The 1,221-nt window shown below is 53.6% G+C and carries 1 protein-coding gene; it reads right to left on the bottom strand.

Annotated features, from left to right (window positions below; genetic code table 11):
- Window positions 1-29: 29 nt before the first annotated feature.
- A protein-coding gene (locus tag ACVCAM_RS26395) for an IS3-like element ISSen4 family transposase (RefSeq protein ID WP_087451024.1) occupies window positions 30-1,150 on the bottom strand; the annotation gives its coding sequence in 2 pieces (ribosomal slippage) (window positions 30-892 and window positions 892-1,150; 1,122 coding nt in all).
- Window positions 1,151-1,221 lie beyond the last annotated feature (71 nt).

Below are 1,221 nucleotides of genomic sequence, written 5' to 3'. Positions count from 1 at the left end.
TGACCTGCCCCCACGATTAGATACAACACTCAGTTAGTAACGTCGGAATCTTCATTCTCAGAATGACCCTTTCTCCAGCCCGCTGCAAATTCAGACGGTGTCTGATAATTCAGCGTGGAGTGCGGGCGGCATTCGTTATAATCCTGCCGCCAGTCATTAATAATTTTCCTGGCATGAACGATATCGCTGAACCAGTGCTCATTCAAACATTCATCGCGAAATCGTCCGTTAAAGCTCTCAATAAATCCGTTCTGCGTTGGCTTGCCCGGCTGGATTAAGCGCAACTCAACACCATGCTCAAAGGCCCATTGATCCAGTGCACGGCAAGTGAACTCCGGCCCCTGGTCAGTTCTTATCGTCGCCGGATAGCCTCGAAACAGTGCAATGCTGTCCAGAATACGCGTGACCTGAACGCCTGAAATCCCAAAGGCAACAGTGACCGTCAGGCATTCCTTTGTGAAATCATCGACGCAGGTAAGACACTTGATCCTGCGACCGGTGGAAAGTGCGTCCATGACGAAATCCATCGACCAGGTCAGATTGGGCGCCGCCGGACGGAGCAGCGGCAGACGTTCTGTTGCCAGCCCTTTACGACGTCTTCTGCGTTTTACGCCCAGGCCACTGAGGTGATAAAGCCGGTACACGCGCTTATGATTAACATGAAGCCCTTCACGGCGCAGCAACTGCCAAATACGACGGTAGCCAAAACGCCTGCGCTCCAGTGCCAGCTCAGTGATGCGCCCTGATAAATGCGCATCAGCAGCCGGACGGTGAGCCTCATAGCGGCAGGTCGACAGGGATAAACCTGTAAGCCTGCAGGCACGACGTTGCGACAGACCGGTCGCATCACACATCAACATCACGGCTTCCCGCTTCTGGTCTGTCGTCAGTACTTTCGCCCAAGAGCCACCTGAAGCGCCTCTTTATCCAGCATGGCTTCGGCAAGCAGCTTCTTGAGTCTGGCGTTCTCTTCCTCAAGCGACTTCAGGCGCTTAACTTCAGGCACCTCCATACCGCCATACTTCTTACGCCAGGTGTAAAACGTGGCATCGGAAATGGCATGCTTGCGGCAGAGTTCACGGGCGGGTACCCCAGCTTCGGCTTCGCGGAGAATACTGATGATCTGTTCGTCGGAAAAACGCTTCTTCATGGGGATGTCCTCATGTGGCTTATGAAGACATTACTAACATCGGGGTGTACTAATCAACGGGGAGCAGGTCA

The sequence above is a fragment of the Enterobacter sp. CFEC122 genome (genome assembly GCF_052983755.1).
This window is presented reverse-complemented; position numbering and strand designations above follow the sequence as displayed.